The following is a 19,907-nucleotide window of genomic DNA, read 5'->3' on the forward strand; positions in this document are numbered from 1 at the left end:
GGCATCATCAACTATAGCATAAAAGGGAAAGTGACCCAAACGTATAATATAGCTTTATCTTAATTCTACCTTAGAAATCGAAGGCAAAATCAACAATTATATCCCAACAAAAACAAATTTTCCAACTTTTTAATCTACAACTAAATAATTATATGTAACTTTGCAGCCAAAATAACATATAAAAAATATATAATGAAGAATATATTAATAGACTTTACACGATTAGCGGAAAAGTGCGGCTTTGGTGAAATCGCAGACAACTACAGCCAGCAGCTCATCAGCATTTCCGACATACAGGATATGCACTTCATCTTTCTTGTAAAGGAGAAGCACAAGGGATTTGCCGGAAACAACGTGGATTATGTATCAGTGGAACATCTGGCACATGATTTAAGAAAGCTCAACAAGAAAATTGATTTGTGGCATTCCACAGACCAATTGTTCATCAAGCGCAAACACAAAAAGGGGATGAAGAACATCCTGACTATCCATGACCTCAACTTCCTGCACGAAAAGAAAGGCATCCATCGCCTGAAAACTCTCTGGAAGATGAAATGGCATATCAGACGTTCTGACTATATCACCGTCATTTCAGAATATGTAAAAGATGACCTGCTAAATCATATCAATATTGGGAATAAGCCTTTGGATGTGATTTACAATGGCATCAAAGACACGGATCTGGAGCTGCAAACTAAGCCAGAGTTCATCAAAAACGACCAAAAGTTCTTCTTTACTATCGGTCAGACCAGAGCCAAGAAAAACTTCAAGACATTGATTCCTATGATGAAATATCTTCCAGAATACAAGCTCTATATTTGCGGAAGTCCAGACAAAAGGCATTATTACGAATTACTAAAAATTAAAGAAGGATGCGGTACCGAGAATGTGATATTTACTGGCGAAATCAGTAATGCCGAAAAGAACTGGATGTATGCCCACTGTGAAGCCTTTCTCTTCCCTAGCCTTTTAGAGGGATTCGGACTCCCGGTACTGGAAGCCATGAGATTCAACGCCAAGGTCTTCTCTTCCAGATTCACCAGTCTGCCAGAGGTATGTAAGAACCATGCCACCTATTTCGACTCCTATGTTCCGGAAGAGATGGCGGCTACCGTAAAGGCTGGTATCGCCCAATGGAGCAAAGACTCGGAAGAGGCAAAAGCTGCCAGGGAATATTCGCTAGGCTATACTTACAGCAAATATACCCAAACCTACATCAACCTGTATAAGAAGATGTTAGGCATATAAGATATATGACATGACATATAAGATATGGCATATAGTGAGATATGCCCTTCTCACTTTTTGAAAAGGGCATATCTTACTACATGCCATAAATGCTTGATCTTAATCTCGATGAATCGTCCCAGTTTTCTCTTTCGCCAACTACCCGCAACGCGATGCACTCCTATCGTCTCGCTATCCACCGGATAATGATTGTTGGGAGCAACAAGATGCGTAGGATAAACCGTCAAGCCAGGCATCACCTGCTTTTCGTCCTTCATCTGCCATCCGAAAGACTTCGCCACAGCCGACATCGTATAAGGTGAAATCGTATCATTGAAAGAGCCATCCGGATTCTTGAAATGGCGGTTCTGATAATATTCAAACATCTTCTGGCAGAACGCATTGCCTGCTGTACCCATAAAGAAGGCTGCCTGCAATCCAAACTCTTCCTTATCCTTCTCATTAAAAGTTGCAAAGCCATCCTCCGGAAGAATCTCATCAAAGCGACGATGCAGATAGATATCGCTATCCATATAAATACCACCTTCTTTGTAAACGGCATAGAATCGCACAACATCGGCAGCAAAGGCCCACTTTCGGGCATCCAGAGCCTCCTCAATAAAATCACATCCTATAGACTTAGCCGCAGCATAATCCCACACTTTAACAACATAGTCGGGCATCAAGCGCTTCCATGTATCCAAACAAACCTTTATCTCTACAGGATAAGGGTCATTACTAAACCAGCAAAGGTGAATGAGTTTTGGTGTCATCTCTATTATTCTCTTTTTCTGCAAAGGTACGAAAAACTATCCAAAGAGCAAAAAAAAATCCAGAAATATTTGTGATACTTAATTATGTTTAGTACCTTTGCACCTATACACAATATAAGCTTTAACATTTATTGTTTATCTTGCATGCAAGATTATGGCAATAAGGATGTTATAATATATAGAAAGTAAGAAGTAAAGAAAGAACAAGAAGTAAAAAGAAAATAATATAAAAGGATAAAAGCAGTTATGAATAAGAAGCAATTGAAAATTGTAACAGGAGTAGCTATTGCAGTTCTAATCATATCCATCATTCCCATGTTATGGATAAGCCAGTATCTTCATCCAGTTGCGGATGATTATGTCTTCGGTGCAGAAGTATATAAGATTTGGAATGAGACCCATTCATTTCCGGCTTGCGTTCAGACAGCCTGGAATGTAGCTATGACGATGTATCATACATGGCAGGGCACCTATTCCGCCTGCTTCCTCATGGCTTTACAGCCGGGAGCATTTGGCGCCTACTGGATTGTCCCTATCCTTCTTGCATCAAGTCTCATCATGTCAACCTATGCGTTGCTATACTTGATTATGAGGAAGTTGCTGCATACCACCCGAATAGAGTTCCTGCTAGTATCCTCTGTTTTTTCTCTCATCAACTTGCAGTTTGTTTATTCTGCATACGATGCTTTCTATTGGTATAACGGGGCCATGTACTACACCCTATACTTCAGCATGTCGCTATGCCTGGCATCCTTGCTGATAGCCTACCATTTATCCGGAAAAATCCGAAAGTGTTTTGTTGGCATCCTGGCTGTGCTCCTCACTATTTTCATTGCCGGAGGTAATTTTGTATCAGGCTTTGGAACTGCTGCCATACTTTTCATCGCCATTGCCATCACTTACCTGGAGCAGAAGAAGTTGCCAAAGTTTCTCACCTGCATTCTGTTGGTTTATCTGGCTGCCTTCTCTTTCAGTATTCTGGCACCAGGAAACGCATTCCGCGAGTTGGCCGTGAAAGAATCGCACCCTAACATTATAGCTGCCATCGGAATTACCCTTAGCAAAAGCATTGGCTTTATCGTCGACAGATTCATCAGCCTGATGTCATTGACCTTTGTTACTCTGATTCCTATCGTAAACAGATTGGCTCGCAAGTCACAGTTCAAGTTTTCACATCCGTGGCTCTGCCTCATCATTACATTGGGCATATACTGTTCCTTCTTCTTTCCACATTGCTATGCCATGGGATACGAGGGGCCAAACAGAGTGAAGAATATCTATGCCTATGCCTTGTTCTGGTTCATACTCACCAATATGTTCTACCTCTCAGGTGCCATGGCACGAAAGGCGGAGGTCCAGGCTCCTCTAAGTTCTGCCATATATCAGTTTATTGATGCTGCCAGAAATAAATACAACAAGACACTCCAATATTCATATATCTATGCCATCATCATTTATGCGCTGGTTGTCGTTGTTAAACCATCTACCTCTAATCGCACCCTCAGCCTCCTGGTAAAAGGCAAGATACAGGCAAGTGATAGGGAGATGAAAGAAAGAGAGGAGATTCTGAGCTCATACAGCAATGCCGTTGTGGAATTGAAACCTCTGATTACAAAACTTCCTTCCGATACGCATTATGATGCATTGCCGGATCCGGGATATTGGGTAAACCAGGCCATTGCCTTATATTATGGCAAACAGGAGGTTTTTACCACATCTAGCTATAATATAAATAATGAGAACATATATCTCATGAAACATTACAAGAAGGATGTTGGCCCTAGAAACCTGAAATATAAAAATTTCAGAGAACAGAGGAATAATTCAATAAATCTCACCCAACAAACGAAAAAGCATCCGGAAGGCTCCATCGCTTTGTTGAAATAACCCCATCCTTGCTGATTATATTTTTACCATATATATAATAAGATGAAAGCCTTACCTTCTTACCCATAAGTAAAGAAGATAAGGCTTTTATCTTTGCTTTCTATTATTGATTTGAAGATTTCATAATTCCAGCTTAAACTTAATAGGATGCTTCTTGCCATAGCGGGTCCAGAACTTGGCGCGTTCCTTCATCACATAATCCACAGCCTCATCCACGCTGTAATCTCTTACCTTGGCATATTCAGAGACCAGGATTCGGATAAATTCCTTAGGTCCCCAGAACTTTCGGAGATTATAGAGTCCTTCCTTGATGCTGATTTCTCCAAACTTCATGCGGTTGATATCCACGATGATGAAATGGAAGCCTTCATCATCCTGCTTCCACAGCACATTGCCCGGCGTGAAATCCTTATGCAGAATTTTCTTGTTGTGCATATCTGCGGCAAAACGTGCCAACGCCTTAGCCAGCTTTTCGTAGGTACCAGGGGCTGCATCACCCACTTCGTAAAGGGTATGCAGGTTATCACACTGCAGGGTGATGAGATAGGTATATCCCAGGAGTCTGATGGCATTACGCTCTTCGATGAGCGCAATAGGCGCAGGGGTTCCGATGCCTTTCTTCTCCAATATCATCGGATATTCAAAAGCACGCTCCCCCTTAGGTTTTCTGATGCCTAGGGAATAAATCAGACTGTTAGGTCCCTTTGGCACATGATAGCGCTTTACATTAATCACTGTTCCATCAGGAGCCTCCATCACCTTAATGAGATTGCGACCCGTGTAAATCACACGTCCTTCCTTCTCGAACACATCCGGGATGCGTTCGATAAAACTTCTCATCTCTTCGTATTTTGGGTTTATCTTTATCTTCATTTCTTTACAGTACTTTTATATTTTTGCCTAGGATGCTTTGGAACTCCAGGGAGCATCATTTCCAAACTCTTCTCTTGAGCCACAACGCCAAAATGGGGTCACTCATTTCCAGATGCTTAGGAGCAGGAATCGTAATCAGATCTTTCACCATCAAGGACTTCTTGAGGCGGGTTACATTGGCAGCAGTACCCAGACGATAGGTTTCCAATATCGCCGTCTGGGTGAAACCGGTATGTACTCCATTAGTGATGGCATGCAGGAAATTCATCTGATAGGCTGAAAGGTCTTCGGTTTGCTGGATAAACAAGGGCTCGCAGGCATCCAGCAACCGGTCTATTCCATATTTCAAGTCCTCTTCTGTAGCTACAGAATCATCCTGTACTCGCAACCATACAAACCATGCCAACTGCTGTACATAAGAAGAATATCTGTCTGTTACCAGACAGATTTCACGAGCCAGCTCTTCAGAAATATGCTTGCCGGTAGATTCAAAACGCTGACAGATATACTCCACCCAGTCTTTCTCGCTAATTTTATTCAGATAGAAGAAATCACCAAAGCGATAGAATGGGTAACTGGCATTCTGGAACATCTGTTCCATCATGTGTTTCTTGCTTCCATAAAGGCAGTAAGATACATGGTTCTGTAATTGCCATACGCTACGGAGTTTCTTCTGGAAAGTCAAGGAATCTGGAAAACCACCTATCTGCTGAAATTCATCGATACAGACTACTATATGACAACCTTTTGACCGAGCTATCATTTCCGGAAGTCTCAAAACCTCTTCTGTTGTATTGTTACCTGCATTATACTCCAAAGCCAAAGAGAAATCAGTCAAAGGATCTTGCCCAATACTGATTTTCGGAACGAAACGGCTCAAGAACACCTTGGCATTCTCCATCCATTCTTCCCATTTTGAAGAAGTAGCCCGAACCACAGCTGTGGCAAAAGCATTGATAAAATCATTCTCTGAGCGACAACCAAAGGCATCTATACGAGCTATCCTGATGTCTTCGCTCTCTACAAGCGAACACACCTTATCCACCAATGAAGTCTTACCCATACGACGAGGTGAAATCAATATCGTATTCACTCCATACGTAAAGTTCGCCTTCAGGCGTTCTGTTTCCTCTCTTCGGTCGGTGAAGGAATCTCCCTCCACACGAACACCGAATACAAACGGAGCTTCTTTACTTTTTCTCATAATCACTACCTTATTATATAATTATATACTAATGTAATTTGCATGTAAGCTCCACACGCCCTGGGCTAGGAGCTTTTCTTCTGCAAAGAAAATGCAAACGAGCGCAATGAAAGCTGGCTTTCAAATTGCCGAGTGCAGCTTTTCTTCTGCAAAGATAGCAAAAAAAAACAAATTAAACAAGGTTGTTTTAAACAAAGTTGTTTAAAACTAGCATTTTTATTACGAATTAACTAATAGTCAATGGATTACGGGTAAGACACCAAAGAATTTAACGGGAATATTTTTAAAACACGGACAAATTGAATTTGTCCGGATGGTTGTCCGGCAGGCTTATAAGTACCAGGAAAACAATACGTTATGGCACTCCGGACAATTTGTCCGGACAAATTCAATTTGTCCGTGTTATTTTTTTATGAGAAAGGAAGAAGAAGAAAAAGGGGATTACGGATTGAGACGAGAACCTGTTATCCGAGAAGCTATAACCTGGCACCCGAGAAACTATGATTTAGCACATAAGAACCTATGTTTTCCGACCCACAAAACTATGACTTAGATTTTTTAACACAATTTGCTCCAAATGGCTGCTGAATTTCGGACCTTATCACACACTCAAATTTGGCGGTTACAAAAGATAGTCGTATTTTTGCCCTCGTTTACCGGATATTCCGACAAGCTAACTTTTAAACATTAAATAATTATGGAGAATGAAAATTTAAGAAACATAGAGAACCTTTTAGCCGCTAAGGCAAGTACACAGCCTCTTTACGAATTCCCTGTAGACCAGCTTCCACTCGGTCTCCGCGACTCGCTCTCTGGCGTAGCCGCAGAGGCACGCGTGCCTGCCCTCTTCTCAGCCCTCCCTATTGCCGCAACCTATGCTGACCGTCTGAAGGCGAAGTATTGCGATGGCAGCGAGACTCCGATGGCACTCATGTCTATCATCATCGGCGAGCAGGCATCAGGTAAGGGCGTATGCCGCCGCATCGAGAACATCTGGGCGAAGAAGATGGATAAGGACGATGAGAAACCACGTGAAGACGAAGCCTGGTACCAGCAGCACAAGGGCAAGAAGGGTGTAGTAGATCCGAAGCCTTGCATCCGTCACATTGGCGATACTATCTCGAAGTCGGCATTGATGCGTCGTCAGCTCTGTGCCGACGGCCACACCATGTATATGTTCAGCGAGGAGCTCGGTTCGATGAAGAGCGTATGGAAGGTGTTCGGCGACTACTTCCGTAAGGCGTTCGACCAGAGCGAGGTGGGTCAAGACTACATCACAGCCACCAGCGGCGTAACCCACGCCCAGCTCAACTTCTCCGGCTGCTGCACCCAGAACATCTTCCAGAAGTTCTTTACCGATGATAACATCGAGGATGGTTCATCTTCCCGCATGATGCTCGCCAAGATGCCCGATACCTCCTTCGCACCCCTCAACCAGCACCACGGCTATACCGAGGAGGAGCAGGCCAACATCCTCAAGGCGGTAACTCTCCTTGAACGTAGTCACGGCGTAATGGAGCTGCCCCGTATGTGCGAGGAGTTCTGCCAGTGGCTCGAAGCAAAGAGACAGCTTGCCCTGGCGAATGCCGACCGTGTGATGGATGTATATCGTCGCCGTTCCGCCGTCATCGGCTTCCGTTGTGGCGTCATCTTCTACATCCTGGAACAGACCGGAGAGGAGACAGATGCCTGCATCCGTTTTGCCAAGGCTGTGGCCGACTACGTGCTCGCCATGCAGATGGAGATGTTTGGCTTGCGTCTCGACAAGCAGCAGCAGGACAACGAGGCTATCCCTGTCTATAAGTCTCGAAACACCCTGCTCTTTGCCCAGCTCCCTGAGCAGTTCACCCTCTTCGATGCCAGCCGTGAGCGTGGCGACGGAGCCAGTCGTGAAACCATCCGTAAGATGATAAGCCGCTGGACCAAGCGTGGTCTCTGCAAGAAGCTGAAAGGTGGCGACACCGAGATCTGGCAGAAGCTTACCCTCTCGGCATAAAGCATCTTGAATCTCCTAAAACAGTTAATCCCCCATCACGCAGCCAAAGCGTGGTGGGGGATTACTGTTTATATAGTTTTTCAATATTTTATTGAAGTAAGATGTTGCAGTATTCTCGTTTGAACCACAGTTCGAAGACGGGGTCAACCATCTTGAAACCATCGCCCGATTTCTCTATGAAGTCTCTTTCTACAAGAGTCTTTTTGTTCTTGGTGATGGTCCGTGGAGCACCGAGTCCATATTCTGCTACTACCTGTTGGGCATTGAAATGAGTCTCTCCCATGCAGACGGCACGCAGGAATGCTATTTGTGAGGCAGGCATGCCATCAATATCGGTAATGAACATATCGGAATTGGTATCCAGAAGCTTGGTGAGCTGTGACTGATAGATTTCCTCTGTCACCACTGTTGCCGTACGTGTCCAGATGAGAAAGCAGAATTGCTGCATATACCAGGAATGGCATTGCATGGTATTGCAGATTCGCTCTATCATATCATCGCTGATAGACTTGCCGTGATTGTAGAAACTGTCGTGAATAAAAGGTTTCCAGTATTCCTTGGCTATCTTCTTCAAGGTCATCATCTGTCCAAAACGATAGAATGGATTCTTCGAGTTGCCGAATATATCCATCATCATGTGGCGTTTACTGCCATAGAGACAGTAGGTCGTACTGTGTTGTCCTTGCCACACCGAACGCATGGTTCCTTCCAGGCGCTTCCAGTCGGGCAGGTTTGCCAATTGTTGGAACTCATCAATACACACGATGACATGGATGCCTTTTGCCTTGGCAATCTTTTCTGGTAGATTGAGAATTTCCTCGGCACTTTCCTTCAAAGGTTTGAAGTTTAGATTTATTTCTACGGCATTCACCGGGTCGCTATTGATGGTAAGGCTTGGAGATATGGATTGGACGAACTTTACGATGTCGGCCCATCTCTTTTCCATCGTGGAAGAAACTCCTTGGAGTATTGCACTTACAAACTTGTTGTAGAACTCTTCCTCGGAGAAAATCTTGAAGGCATCCAGATAGCATACTCTTATGTCCTTCTGCTCTTGCTTCAGCTCTTCCATTGCTGCTTTGACAAGTGAAGACTTGCCCCATCGTCTTGGAGAAATCAGCATCACGTTGATGCCTCCTCCAAGAAAAGTCTTGAGGTCTTTTCTATCTTCGATTCTATCTATGAAATATTCATTTTCTGCGATAGAACCATATTCAAATGGTATCTTGTTCATATGCTTAAAGTCTTGATTCTCTGCAAAGTTACAAAATTATACCCAAAGGTATTATACCCTAGGGTATAATTTATGAAACTTTATATTTTATCGCCATCAGAAACAGTTAATTCTCCATCACGCAGCCAAAGCGTGATGGGGGATTTCTATTTTTTAGTAAAGATTAATAAACAAATTAGCCAGTATCTCACAAAATATCAATACCTTTGTACCCATGAAACAGATTATGAAGAAATTATTTCCACATACTTTGTGGAACAGAGATACAACTTCTCTATTGGGATGTGCAGCCAGTAAATTTATCGTATTCGATATCATCTGGTGCCTGCAGACTACTTTCACCTCTTTTTCCCTGCCAGAGGTGTATGTCAATTCCCTATTGGCAGCTCTGCTGTTCATCCTCCCATTTATGCTTACCGGTAAGAAATGGCTAGAATATCTCGTGCTCTTTTTTCTAGACGGACTGCTCATCAGCAACCTGATGTATTGCCGTACCTAAAACTCGATGATACCTCTGGAAAGTTATCTGCTGGCTAGCAATCTGAGCGATTTTACGGCGAGTGTGATTGACTCGATGAGATGGATAGATGCCTTACTCCCGCTATCTACACTTATCTGCATCTATTCTCTTCATAAGAGAAAGAACCGAGGAGCAGAAGCGTCTGGAAGAGAGCGAGGAGCTTACGCCCTGCGAATCAAGCAATATGCCTTAACCACACTTGCAGCATTCCTGCTTTCTGTTATTTTAATCTTTGCTAAAGGAGGACCAGAAAAGGCATTCTATAACTTGGATAATGCCAACATGTACACCTGCAAAGTGCCAATGTACACCATCTTTGGCAATTTGATACACGAAGCGAACCAACAAAAAACGGTATTTACCCCTAAGATAAAAGCAGAAATTGATAACTGGATGAAACATCAACCAGCCTATCAGCCACTCGCTGACAGTATCGCCAGGAAGAAAACCCTAGTAGTCATCTTCTGCGAATCGCTAGAAAGTTGGGAAATCAACCGAAAGGTAGAAGGTAAGGAAATCACTCCAAACCTGAACCGTTACATCGCCGACAGTCATACTCTCTATGCTCCACACGTTCTCACTCAGGTGAAAGGCGGACGCAGCATAGACGGACAGCTTCTGGTAAGCACAGGTCTGTTGCCGCTGATGAGCGGATGCTACGCTATGCAATTTCCTTTTACCCACTATCCTTCATTGGTTAAGGCGATGAAGGAAGAGCATCCCGACCTGAGTTCTTATCTGATGACGGTGGACAAGCCTATCACCTGGAACCAGTCTGTGGTGGCAGAAAGCTTCGGCATCAGCCAGATGTTCTTCAACGACCAGTGGGTGAACGATGAGAAAGTGGGCAGCCGCAAGAAACTGGGCGATGTATCCTTCATGAAGCAGATTGTGGCAAAGCTCAAGAAAGGCGGAATCATGAAGAAGGGAAAAAGTAATTATCTGCAGATTGTAACTTACTCCGGTCACAACCCATTCATCCTGCCCGACAACCTGAAGCGCATTCATTTTAAAGGCGATTATCCGGAAAAGATGCGCGACTTCATGATCATGGCCAACTATACCGACCACGGTTTGGGCATCCTCCTCGACTATCTGAAGAGTCGCCCGGACTACAAGGATATGATGATTGTGATAATTGGCGACCACGAAGGTCTTGCTGCCGACCGCAAACCTATCTGCGAATCGCCAGCCGCCAAAGGCATCGTAAGCGACAAGCAGTTTACTCCTTTCATAGTTGTAAACGCTCCTGTAGGTGGAATATATAATAAGGTGATGGGACAGGTTGACCAATATCCTACCATCCTCAACCTGATGCATCTGGATCACTACAAATGGAAAGGTATGGGGCAGAGCATCTTTGATCCTCGCAAATATCCTGCTGCTGTAGGTTCAGATAATATGAACGTAGAAACGACAGGTAATGTACCGGAAAAGGAAATCAAGCGACTCACCCAAGCCCATCGCATCTCGGATTTTCTGATTCGTTACGACAAAATTATAAAACCTCAAATCCGCAACCTATAGGGTTTCGTGGGAATTTACTTGTAAAACGACAAAAATTCTTTTATTGTACATATTCCTTGGGCATAACAGAAACGTCGTAAACACAAAATTCCCTTACCCCATAAAGCGACTTGAGGTAATACGCCGGTTTAACCAGAAAAGCATGGCCTTTAACCAAAGTCTGTCTTGAACAGGTTGGCATAAGCATAGTTGTCTGAATAAATGTTCAATACATGCCTACGTGACGTCTTAATCCATTTTGCAGGAACAGAGATGAACTTGAACACAAAGGTCTTGATTCTGCTGGTGGCACGCAATCCAAATTCATGGGTTTTCAATCTCTGCATAATAGCTTTGTAGAAGTTTCTGATGAGAGCTGTCATAAGCAGGAATACAGTATTCTGTGCCATGAACGATTTTGGCAACCGATTCCAGCCAAAGCCATTGTTCATGTCATCGAAGATGCGTTCCTTGCCACCACGAAGATTGTAGAATTCCACAATGTCTCTTGCACTCGACTTGTAATCGTTAGTCAGTATACATCTGTAGGTATATTCGCCTTCCCAAATGTCAAGGTCTCCCTCTATTCGCCTTTGTCTCTGTATGACAAGACGATACGGTTTTCCTTTCCATTTCTCAACAAGGATAGAATTCAACTCAAACTCAATACCGTTGATTTCAGTTGGATGAAGAGACAAATGGTTCATCAGGTGAGTTGTAACATCCTCAATACATGAGCCGCCACAAAGATATACGCACATCAGAGAGCGTAGAATTTCGCTATATTGATAACCAAACATAGTGCATCTCAATCCCAAGGTGGAATCTATGGTTTGAGCTAAAAGAGCATCAAATTGCTCCATAATAGAAAAAATTCCTCCAAAAGGAGTGAGTTTCTCAGATTTTATTTGTATCTTTGCCATGTCTTGTTACGATTTACGCTTGTTTTGAATTGCAACACTAAGATAAGTGAAAAATCTGACATGGCAAAATCCTGAGTAACTTTTTGTTGCTCAGGAACTTATAAATAAAGTTAAATCAAAGTATTGCGGAATTAAGGGTAAATACAATATTTTATAATTTCACATACAAAAGAAATAAACGATATGAGACATTCACAGACACAACGAATTAAGGTGGTAATCAATATAACCCACCTTAAAAAATCAATGCTTGCGGCCTTTGTTGCACTCTCCGTCGCAACTGCGAACGCACAAACCATCAAAGGCGTTGTGACAGACGCTGACAACGGGGAGCCCATCATCGGCGCAACGATCAAGGTGAAGGAGACATCGAAAGCTGCCGTGACAGATATGAACGGCAAATATTCGATAACAGGTCTCACAACAGGCCGTTACACCATTGAAGCTTCGTACATAGGTTACCAGCCAGCCGTCATCCCCGAGATTCTCGTTACGGAGGGCAAGGAGGTGGTCATCAATGTCCCCATAAGCGAGAGCTCGAACGAGCTGGGAGAAGTAGTGGTGAAGCCTCGCATCAGCAAGGAAGGCGCTGTGAACAAGATGGCTCTTGTCGGGGCGAGGATGCTCAGCATGGAAGAGGCAAGCCGATATGCAGGAGGATACAGCGACCCGGCGCGCCTCGTCACAGCCTTTGCCGGTGTGGCTGGCAACAGCAACGACAACGGCGTGTCGGTGCACGGCAATGCGCCGCAGGCCATGCAGTGGCGACTTGAGGGCGTGGAGATCTTCAGCCCGAACCACTTCACCGACGCCTTCAACATGGGCACAGGAATCGTCAGCGCACTCAACTCCAATGTTCTCGACAACTCCGACTTCCACCTCGGAGCCTTCACAGCCGAGTACAGCAATGCCCTCTCAGGCGTGTTTGACATGAGAATGCGCGCAGGCGACAACGACAGCTACCACCATGCGCTCCAGATAGGCACGCTGGGCCTCGAAGGCACATCGGAAGGCCCCATAAGCAAGAAGACAGGAGCATCCTACCTCGTCAACTACCGCTACTCCGTCACCACCATCGCCCGTGAGATAGGACTCCTCTCCCTCGACGGCGACCAGGCCGACTTCCAGGACTTCAACTTCAAGCTCAACTTCCCGACAAAGAAGGCTGGCACATTCTCCGTCTTCGGAGTAGGACTGAAGGACAAGTACTGGCTCGAGCTCGAAGACCCCTCAAAGTGGGAGAGCATGTATGACCAGGAGTACACGGTCAGCAATCAGACAATGCTCGCTGGCGGCGTCAACCACAAGGCGTACCTCGGCAAGAACTGGAACATCAACAGCACCATAGCAGCCTCCTACTTCAAGAACGATGGAGACCAGAGCTACTATGACGGACAGCCCAACCAGGCCAACAAGCTCGGCAACTGCCTGCCCTACATAAGGATGCGCCAGAACAACTCGCAGTTTACAGCCACAACGAATGTGCAGAAGCGTTTCAGCCCTAAGTTCCAGTCCAAGATTGGTGCCACATACACAGAGTACTTCTTCGACATCGACCTCAAGATGGCCCCAAAGGTAGGAGCCGCCATGCCTGCACAATCAATCTATACAGCCGACAGCCACACTGGCCTGTTCAACGCCTATATAGCCAACTCGTGGAACATGAGCCGCTGGCTTACCTTCACCTTTGGTCTGAATACCCAGTATTTCCGCCTCAACGACGACGTGTCAGTTGAGCCACGTGCAGCCTTCCAGTGGAATCCGGACGAGAAGAACCAGTTCTCTGTGGGTTACGGCATGCACAGCAAGACAGAGAAGATGGACACATACTTTGTCTATGACCAAAATGAGGGCTTTGTAAACAAGGACCTCAAACTGAGCAAGGCTCACCACATCATCGGCTCGTACATCCACCGATTCAACGACCAGCTCAACCTACGCGTGGAGGCATACTACCAGAGCCTCTTCGACCTTCCCGTGACTGAAGACGGCAGCTACTGCACCATCAACCGCCGCTATTATTACGAGGAGCGCGAGCTCGTGAGCAAAGGCAAGGGACGCAACTATGGCATAGACGTCGCACTGGAGCAATACATGCACAAGGGTTACTACTGGATGGTGGACGGTTCGCTCTACAAGTCAGAGTACAAGGGTGGCGACAATATATGGCGCGACTCACGCTACAACCGTACCTTCATGGTTAAGGTGCTCGGCGGTAAGGAATGGATGCTCGGCAAGAGAAAGCAGAACGTGCTGAGTGTCAACGGCAAAGTCACCCTGCAAGGCGGTCAGAGATACACTCCTGCCGATGTGACGGCAAGCCAACAGAACTACGAGGCTGGCAGACCAGATGTCGTGTACGACGAGACAAAGGCTTTCTCTGAGCAGTACGACCCTGCATGCATCGTAGACTTCACCATCAGCTACAAGATAACAGGCAAGAAGTGCAACCACACCATAGCCTTCGAAGGTCTCAACCTCTTGCAGAAAAAAGTGCCTTACGAGAACACTTACAACTACAAGAAGAACACTGTGGAGACATACGACTCAGGCATCTCACTGCCAAACGTGTACTACCGCATCAGCTTCTAATGGTGGGTTCTATTAATTCCCACCGTCAAAAGGCTTTAGGTGGGTTCTATTAATTCGCTTTGTCAGATTTTTGATTTATCTCTGAGTGCAGAGTGTCTGTTTTGAGGGAGCGATGCGGGCTATAATTTCAGGCTACGGCTGCTGCACACGTTACACCATCAGCGCCGACTATGTTTCGAATGGCTGGACTTTCCGAACAGAGTATATCCACTCCACCGGCAATGCTTTCGCAAAAACGTTAACAGACTCCGATGAAGCAAGTGCTACAGACTGCAATCTGTCGAAAAACGGCAATAAGGCTGACGGATTCTATGCATTGGGCATAGCACCGATCGTTGCAAACAAGATTAACGTAAAGGCAAGGTATGATCTGTATAGGAGCAATGGGGAATGGAACGCAGCAAAAACATTCTATGAAGTGGGTGCCGACTACTTGTTCACGAAGAATTTGAAGCTGTCTGTAGAGTATGCGCTCGTCAACGACCGTACGCTCGACAAGCATAATTACAGCTTGGCAAATGCAGAACTTTCCATAAAGTTCTAATGTATGACATGCCCGTCATGCAAATCGAGTAGGAGGAAAACGAAGCAGTTTTCTTCCTACTTTCGTTTTCCGACCTCTCACACCACCGTACGTGCCGTTCGGCATACGGCGGTTCTCTAATTGCTATGCAATTTGGTATAGATGCCAAGAAGTGAGGGATAACCTTGCCTAACAAGTCCATCGTTCGTTATGGCACACTTTAGAATAGGGCTCGTCGCTATGCGCCAATACCCCTTGCGGGTATTTGCCCATTGCCATGCCCTCCATCTGCCAATACCACATTTCATGAGGTTCGTGAAACGAGTATGGACTCGTTTCCAACATTTCCAGATATAACACCGTATGCGTCTATGATACCATTCCTCCGTTCTTTGGAGAAATGTTTTCATATCTGCCAGATAGTAATATCCTATCCAACCACGGATGTATTCCGTCAAGCGGTTCTTCAACCACGATAAACCTTTGCCGTTACTGCGCTTGGTAATGGATTTCAGTTCGCGAAGGAACTGCTCCTTACTCTTCTTGTGCACAGTGATCATCTGCGTAGCGGACAAAAGGATGTCCCCTACGCTCGAGTTCCTTATCAAGCTCATTCAGTATGACGTTGCTCAATATTGGGCTCAGTTGTCCACCTTGCGGGACTCCTTCGGTGGTTTCCTCGTACTTATGTCTTACCATCACTCCGGCATTCAAGTATTTATGGACAAGCGAAACTACTCGGCCGTCCTTTATCCTTTCCGATAATACTTGTATGAGTTTGCTATGGTTGACCGTATCAAAGAAACGTTCCAAATCCAAGTCCACGAAATAGCGGTAACCTTCTTCTGCATATTGCTGCACTCGTTGTATGGCATCTTGTGCGCTACAGTTGGGGCGGAAGCCGAAACTGTTGGGGCTGAACAGTGGTTCATATTCTTCCATCAGCACCTGGCTTATCGCCTGTTGAACAAAGCGGTCAACTACAATTGGATTAATAGCTGTTCTGTGAACAGAAGGTAAATGAAATGTGTATTAGATTTCGTTTAATGGCTTGGGATGTGATGCGACATCATGTTCCAGATCAAATTCACCCCTTGAGGTACAATGTTCAGTATCTCTTGGGGTGTTTTTTTGTCAATATAGTAACGTACGATCACTAACATATTTATGGTATTCCACTTTACCCTGCCCAGTCCTCGCGGTCGAGGTTGCGGTAGCCGATGGCTTCTGCCAGGTGGTGCGACTGAATCTGCTCGCTGCCCTCCAGGTCGGCTATGGTGCGAGCCACCTTGAGGATACGATCGTAGGCTCGGGCGGAGAGGTTGAGGCGGTGCATGGCGTTCTTTAGCAACTGGAGACCCCGTTCGTCGGGCTGGGCAAACTGGCGGAGCAGCTTGCTGTTCATCTGGGCATTGCAGTGTACACCAGGCATACCTGCATAGCGCTGCTCCTGAATCTGACGGGCACGGATCACTCGCTCACGAATCACGGCACTTGGCTCGCCAGGCTGCAAGTCGGCCATCTTCTCGAAAGGTACAGGGATAACTTCTATCTGCAGGTCGATACGGTCGAGTAGCGGACCGGAGATGCGGTTAAGGTATTTCTGCACCTGACCCGGACTGCAGACGCAGGCTTTGGTGGGATGGGTGTAATAGCCGCATGGGCAGGGATTCATCGAAGCTACAAGCATGAAGTTGGCTGGGTATTCTACGTTGAAACGGATGCGAGAGACGCTTATCTTGCGGTCTTCGAGCGGTATTCCTGCGCGTGGTCTCCAGCCACTTGTCAAGCTCATCCTGATACAAGATCCATCTTCTGCCAGGCTTGGTGGCTGGGATGGTGCCGTCCTCCAGTTTCATGTACATCGTTCCCCTGGGGATGTGCGTGTACTCGATGGCCTCTTCCACAGTCATTGGCTTATGGCGGTTCTCCTTTACGGGTTTACTACTCTCTACCTGCTGTCTGGTCAGCATGGCTCTCATGCCCATCACCTCATCCCGAAGCTGGGCGACGACCTGCGGGAGGTCGTTGAATGTCAGAATTTCTTTTTCCATAATTTATCACAGTTTTAGTGATTCGGCTGCAAAGGAACTCAATGATGCCATGCTGATTCCGATTATTCACGATAATCCACGAATAATCATATCAACATGAAATAATTGTGGAAAAAAGGGGTCACCAGTAAAAGTGTGTGGATTAGGCATAGATCTTCATTAGTCTGAAGAGAAAGAACTTACGGTCAATAATACCTCTGAGTTGTGCTCTGAAATGCTTGATCTTTGCATTGAGGGATTCAGCTGATGCATTGGTAGAGCGATTGACAAAATAGTTAAGGATCTCATCCTCACGGTCGTACATGGCGGCAGCAATATCATTGAACGCTTTGTTGCCGAACTCACCGACCTTCGAGTACCATGAATGCAGGCTGACAGCACCTTGCTCCTTAGTACACCTCTGCGAGAAAATCATTCGAAGAGAGTGGGTAAGCGAGAAAGCCGTCTTTATGTCCGGAAACTCACGGAACAGTATTTCTGCACGTTCCTTCTGTGTGTCTGTCCATTTCTCGGGTGACATCATAAGTAGCCCCTTACTGCGTGCAAGGAGTTCTGCACGAGTCTCTCCGTTCTCAAGTCTTTCGGGATAGTACCTTGCATTGCGCCTTATGGCATTGCCCTCCTCATCCACAAATGGACCATCGTTCTCCTGCAGCTGGCGCATCATCAGACGGTGCTCTTCCCTAGCATGGGCATCAAGTGTCATCTGCTCACGCCTATACTCTCTGCGTACCTCTTGCAAGGCTTCAAGACAAAACTGCTGATGATGGAACCGGTCGAGCGTACGCATAGCCTTCGGAAAGCATTTCTCTACTATGTTGTGCATACTCTCAGAGAAGTCGAGAGTAACCTCTTCCACGCTCATTCTCAACGCTTCTGGTATCTTCATCAATGCCTTTATGACATCCTTTGCCTTAGTGCCCTTGACTACAGCAATAAGGCATCCCTTGCGACCATGTGCATCCTTGTTCGAGGCTATTGTGTATACCTCTCCCGTGGACAAGCATGTCTCATCTATGCTGACGTGAGGACTTATGTTCTCTGGGAAGATGAGCCACTCGTCAGCATGGCCTAGTTCAGACCATTCACGATAGCCGCTTAGGTGGTCCTTGTAGGCTCTGCCATACTCATCACCGTCTATGTGATAGTCATCCTCAAACGAACGGGCCGTTATAGGGTGCGTCTCCAAACGCTTCTTTTAAAAAATCCGCCAACTCGGTTGAGCAGCGGGTGGACTCCTGAATGAGATTGCATTCGGTCATCACGTTGTGACCATCTGCATCAAGCCATCTGCGACGGCGCACGTGAAGCAGTACTTCATGACCTCTAATCGGAAAGTCGTGAAACACACTTTCGCGTGTAAATCCATTGGGGCGCAGGTCTTCTCCGTCGTCAGGTTTCTGCTCGTTCTCATCGAGATAAAGGTGAATCACCTGTGTGTCACCTTTCTTCTCGACACGTACAGTCTTCAAGTCAAACCAGTCAAGCATGCGGGCTGGCAACAGGCATTCCGCTAAGAGTCTATACTGTTCCATTTTGTTCTAACGTTTACTCTATAAACGTACACCTGCTTGCTTTTATTGTGCTATGCTATCCACACGCTTTTGCAAGTGACCCATTGATATTCTTCTTATTTTCTTTCTTCGATAAGATTATACTCTTTCTTCGATGAAGTATCGTGGGCGACGCTTCACCTCGGTATAAATCTTGCCGATATAAACACCCGTAATGCCCACACCCGTGGTGATGATGCCACCGATAAACCACATGGAAACAAGCATAGAGGTCCAGCCCTGAATGGTCTTGCCCTGGAAATATTCTACCAAGGCAAAGATTATCATGATGACTGCTACCAAAGTCATCGCCAAACCCAGGAAGGTGATAAACCTAAGAGGGGCTACGGAGAACGAGGTGATGCCATCTATACTGAAACTCAGCATCTTGGTAAACGGATACTTACTCTCACCCGCCTCACGAGCCTTGCGGTCGTAATAGACGAATCCCTCACGGAAACCCAACTGGCGTACAATGGCTCTAAGGAAGAGATTGCGCTCTGAATACTGCATCAGCGCCTTCAGGGTGCGGTTGGTCATCATGCGGAAATCGGCATGATTGTAAACCGTCTCCTTATCCACACTCTGCATCAACTTATAAAAAGCCTGGGCGGTAAAGCGCTTGAAGAAGGTATCGGTCTTGCGCTCCTTGCGCACACCATAGATGATATCCTTGCCTTCCTGCACCTGGCGCACCATATCCACGATAACATTCTCATCGTCCTGCAGGTCGGCATCGATACTTACCATCGCATCACAATGGTCTACCGCAGCTTCCATACCTGCCCAGAGCGCATTCTGATGGCCCCGGTTATGCGACAGTTTGATGCCATGCACATATCCATGTTCCTTGGCAACATCCGAAATCATCTGCCAAGTATGGTCACGACTGCCATCGTCGACAAGCAGCAGTTCTGTGTCGGCATCAGTCTCTTTCTTAATCTTTCTGATCAATGCCCCCAGCACATCTAAGGTCTTAGGCAGCACTTCTTCCTCGTTATAACAAGGGATAACTATCAATATCTTCATTTGTAAGCCAGTA

The 19,907-nt window shown here is 45.8% G+C and carries 15 protein-coding genes and 3 pseudogenes; 7 read left to right on the forward strand and 11 right to left on the reverse strand.

Features of this window, described 5'->3' with window-relative positions:
- Positions 1 to 192: 192 nt before the first annotated feature.
- A complete protein-coding gene (locus tag NQ544_RS11305; RefSeq protein WP_006848125.1) occupies positions 193 to 1,248 on the forward strand; it encodes a glycosyltransferase family 4 protein in 1,056 nt (351 codons plus the stop codon).
- A 50-nt stretch (positions 1,249 to 1,298) separates the two neighbouring features.
- Here NQ544_RS11305 and NQ544_RS11310 read toward each other — a convergent pair whose 3' ends face one another.
- On the reverse strand, positions 1,299 to 2,000 hold the full coding sequence (locus NQ544_RS11310) for a glycosyltransferase family 32 protein (protein WP_006848126.1): 702 nt from the start codon (positions 1,998 to 2,000) through the stop codon (positions 1,299 to 1,301).
- A 246-nt stretch (positions 2,001 to 2,246) separates the two neighbouring features.
- Here NQ544_RS11310 and NQ544_RS11315 point away from each other — a divergent pair, with 246 nt between their 5' ends.
- On the forward strand, positions 2,247 to 3,887 hold the full coding sequence (locus NQ544_RS11315) for a DUF6056 family protein (RefSeq protein WP_006848129.1): 1,641 nt from the start codon (positions 2,247 to 2,249) through the stop codon (positions 3,885 to 3,887).
- 120 nt (positions 3,888 to 4,007) lie between these two features.
- Here the strand turns inward: NQ544_RS11315 and NQ544_RS11320 are convergent, their stop codons facing one another.
- Together NQ544_RS11320 and NQ544_RS11325 are read right to left on the reverse strand one after the other, a co-directional pair.
- On the reverse strand, positions 4,008 to 4,760 hold the full coding sequence (locus NQ544_RS11320; protein ID WP_006848130.1) for a lipopolysaccharide kinase InaA family protein: 753 nt from the start codon (positions 4,758 to 4,760) through the stop codon (positions 4,008 to 4,010).
- A 55-nt stretch (positions 4,761 to 4,815) separates the two neighbouring features.
- Positions 4,816 to 5,964, reverse strand: coding sequence for an AAA family ATPase (locus NQ544_RS11325; RefSeq protein WP_006848131.1), 1,149 nt, complete (start codon positions 5,962 to 5,964; stop codon positions 4,816 to 4,818).
- Positions 5,965 to 6,661: 697 nt separating this feature from the next.
- Here NQ544_RS11325 and NQ544_RS11330 point away from each other — a divergent pair.
- Positions 6,662 to 7,960, forward strand: a complete 1,299-nt coding sequence (locus NQ544_RS11330) for a hypothetical protein (RefSeq protein ID WP_006848132.1) — start codon at positions 6,662 to 6,664, stop codon at positions 7,958 to 7,960.
- Positions 7,961 to 8,048: 88 nt separating this feature from the next.
- On the opposite strand, the gene NQ544_RS11335 is transcribed toward NQ544_RS11330, so the two are convergent.
- Positions 8,049 to 9,194 carry an AAA family ATPase gene (locus NQ544_RS11335; RefSeq protein WP_006848133.1) on the reverse strand — a complete coding sequence of 382 codons (1,146 nt, stop codon included), beginning with the start codon at positions 9,192 to 9,194 and terminating at the stop codon, positions 8,049 to 8,051.
- Positions 9,195 to 9,420: 226 nt separating this feature from the next.
- Here NQ544_RS11335 and NQ544_RS11340 point away from each other — a divergent pair, with 226 nt between their 5' ends.
- A complete protein-coding gene (locus NQ544_RS11340) occupies positions 9,421 to 9,693 on the forward strand; it encodes a hypothetical protein (RefSeq protein ID WP_228023654.1) in 273 nt (90 codons plus the stop codon).
- Between the two features lie 6 nt (positions 9,694 to 9,699).
- Positions 9,700 to 11,241 carry an LTA synthase family protein gene (locus tag NQ544_RS11345; protein WP_006848135.1) on the forward strand — a complete coding sequence of 514 codons (1,542 nt, stop codon included), beginning with the start codon at positions 9,700 to 9,702 and terminating at the stop codon, positions 11,239 to 11,241.
- A 149-nt stretch (positions 11,242 to 11,390) separates the two neighbouring features.
- Here the strand turns inward: NQ544_RS11345 and NQ544_RS11350 are convergent, their stop codons facing one another.
- Complete coding sequence (locus NQ544_RS11350) at positions 11,391 to 12,143, reverse strand: transposase (protein WP_006848136.1); 753 nt, start codon at positions 12,141 to 12,143, stop codon at positions 11,391 to 11,393.
- A 183-nt stretch (positions 12,144 to 12,326) separates the two neighbouring features.
- On the opposite strand from NQ544_RS11350, the gene NQ544_RS11355 reads away from it, so the two are divergent.
- Entirely contained in the window at positions 12,327 to 14,735 is a 2,409-nt protein-coding gene (locus NQ544_RS11355) for a TonB-dependent receptor (RefSeq protein ID WP_006848137.1), read from the forward strand.
- Between the two features lie 112 nt (positions 14,736 to 14,847).
- Positions 14,848 to 15,279 carry a hypothetical protein gene (locus NQ544_RS11360; protein WP_006848138.1) on the forward strand — a complete coding sequence of 144 codons (432 nt, stop codon included), beginning with the start codon at positions 14,848 to 14,850 and terminating at the stop codon, positions 15,277 to 15,279.
- Positions 15,280 to 15,395: 116 nt separating this feature from the next.
- Here NQ544_RS11360 and NQ544_RS14035 read toward each other — a convergent pair.
- The 6 genes and pseudogenes from NQ544_RS14035 to NQ544_RS11390 all read right to left on the reverse strand — a co-directional run.
- A pseudogene (locus tag NQ544_RS14035) lies at positions 15,396 to 16,248 on the reverse strand (reverse transcriptase domain-containing protein); the annotation flags it as partial.
- Between the two features lie 190 nt (positions 16,249 to 16,438).
- Positions 16,439 to 17,014 (reverse strand): annotated as a pseudogene (locus NQ544_RS11375) (magnesium chelatase subunit ChlI family protein); the annotation flags it as partial.
- Between the two features lies 1 nt (position 17,015).
- Positions 17,016 to 17,312: pseudogene (locus tag NQ544_RS13995) on the reverse strand (helix-turn-helix domain-containing protein); the annotation flags it as partial.
- Positions 17,313 to 17,454: 142 nt separating this feature from the next.
- Positions 17,455 to 18,501 carry an ISAon1 family transposase gene (locus NQ544_RS11380; RefSeq protein ID WP_153088815.1) on the reverse strand — a complete coding sequence of 349 codons (1,047 nt, stop codon included), beginning with the start codon at positions 18,499 to 18,501 and terminating at the stop codon, positions 17,455 to 17,457.
- Entirely contained in the window at positions 18,467 to 18,847 is a 381-nt protein-coding gene (locus NQ544_RS11385) for an ISAon1 family transposase N-terminal region protein (protein ID WP_006848144.1), read from the reverse strand. The genes NQ544_RS11380 and NQ544_RS11385 overlap by 35 nt, the downstream gene beginning before the upstream one ends.
- A 117-nt stretch (positions 18,848 to 18,964) precedes the next feature.
- Entirely contained in the window at positions 18,965 to 19,894 is a 930-nt protein-coding gene (locus NQ544_RS11390; protein WP_006848145.1) for a glycosyltransferase family 2 protein, read from the reverse strand.
- Between the last annotated feature and the right edge of the window lie 13 nt (positions 19,895 to 19,907).

The sequence above is a fragment of the Segatella copri DSM 18205 genome (genome assembly GCF_025151535.1).
In the GTDB taxonomy this organism is placed as follows: Bacteria; Bacteroidota; Bacteroidia; order Bacteroidales; family Bacteroidaceae; genus Prevotella; species Prevotella copri.

Bases quoted from the DNA above. Each gene is read 5' to 3' on its own strand.
- NQ544_RS11305 (WP_006848125.1), top strand. From the start codon at position 193: ATGAAGAATATATTAATAGACTTTACACGATTAGCGGAAAAGTGCGGC.
- NQ544_RS11310 (WP_006848126.1), bottom strand. From the start codon at position 2,000: ATGACACCAAAACTCATTCACCTTTGCTGGTTTAGTAATGACCCTTAT.
- NQ544_RS11315 (WP_006848129.1), top strand. From the start codon at position 2,247: ATGAATAAGAAGCAATTGAAAATTGTAACAGGAGTAGCTATTGCAGTT.
- NQ544_RS11320 (WP_006848130.1), bottom strand. From the start codon at position 4,760: ATGAAGATAAAGATAAACCCAAAATACGAAGAGATGAGAAGTTTTATC.
- NQ544_RS11325 (WP_006848131.1), bottom strand. From the start codon at position 5,964: ATGAGAAAAAGTAAAGAAGCTCCGTTTGTATTCGGTGTTCGTGTGGAG.
- NQ544_RS11330 (WP_006848132.1), top strand. From the start codon at position 6,662: ATGGAGAATGAAAATTTAAGAAACATAGAGAACCTTTTAGCCGCTAAG.
- NQ544_RS11335 (WP_006848133.1), bottom strand. From the start codon at position 9,194: ATGAACAAGATACCATTTGAATATGGTTCTATCGCAGAAAATGAATAT.
- NQ544_RS11340 (WP_228023654.1), top strand. From the start codon at position 9,421: ATGAAGAAATTATTTCCACATACTTTGTGGAACAGAGATACAACTTCT.
- NQ544_RS11345 (WP_006848135.1), top strand. From the start codon at position 9,700: ATGATACCTCTGGAAAGTTATCTGCTGGCTAGCAATCTGAGCGATTTT.
- NQ544_RS11350 (WP_006848136.1), bottom strand. From the start codon at position 12,143: ATGGCAAAGATACAAATAAAATCTGAGAAACTCACTCCTTTTGGAGGA.
- NQ544_RS11355 (WP_006848137.1), top strand. From the start codon at position 12,327: ATGAGACATTCACAGACACAACGAATTAAGGTGGTAATCAATATAACC.
- NQ544_RS11360 (WP_006848138.1), top strand. From the start codon at position 14,848: ATGCGGGCTATAATTTCAGGCTACGGCTGCTGCACACGTTACACCATC.
- NQ544_RS11385 (WP_006848144.1), bottom strand. From the start codon at position 18,847: ATGGAACAGTATAGACTCTTAGCGGAATGCCTGTTGCCAGCCCGCATG.
- NQ544_RS11390 (WP_006848145.1), bottom strand. From the start codon at position 19,894: ATGAAGATATTGATAGTTATCCCTTGTTATAACGAGGAAGAAGTGCTG.